This window comes from Mycobacterium sp. NGS17, assembly GCF_059813205.1.
Genome location: NZ_JCALED010000042.1, coordinates 1 through 491 on the forward strand (window position 1 = coordinate 1; position 491 = coordinate 491).

General features: G+C 64.4%; 1 protein-coding gene. It reads right to left on the reverse strand.

The features are described 5' to 3' along the window. Positions 1 to 491: condensation domain-containing protein (locus AC5Y7E_RS24265; protein ID WP_499950957.1), on the reverse strand; the 491-nt coding region annotated here is incomplete at both ends.

Below are 491 nucleotides of genomic sequence, written 5' to 3' on the forward strand. Positions count from 1 at the left end.
GCTCGCTTGCCAGATCAAAACTGTGGCCCGCTACTTCCTCGACGGCCTTCGTCAGCCCGTCGTCTGAAAAATCGCTGGCATCAATGATCTGCCAACCGAAGTCAGCCTCCCCGGCGGGCACCACTACCTGCCGCGGTATGCCATTGCTCGCGACGAACAGCGTCCGCAGCGATTCGTGACGGTCCACCACATCGGCCAGCGCGACCGACAGCACCTTCGCATCGAGCCTGCCGCTGAGCCGCAACCCCACCGCCATGTTGTAGACCGCGGACGGCCCCTGCAACTGGTCAAGGAACCACAACCGGCTCTGCGCAAACGACAACGGAACCACCGCCGGCCGCTGCACCGCCACCAACGGCTCCAGCCCACCCCCACTCGAACCGACACGAGAAGCCAACCGCGCAACCGAAGGCGCCTCAAACAGATCGCGCACCGAAACACCGGCACCCAAACCCGAATTGACCGCCGCGACCAAACGCATCGCCGACAAC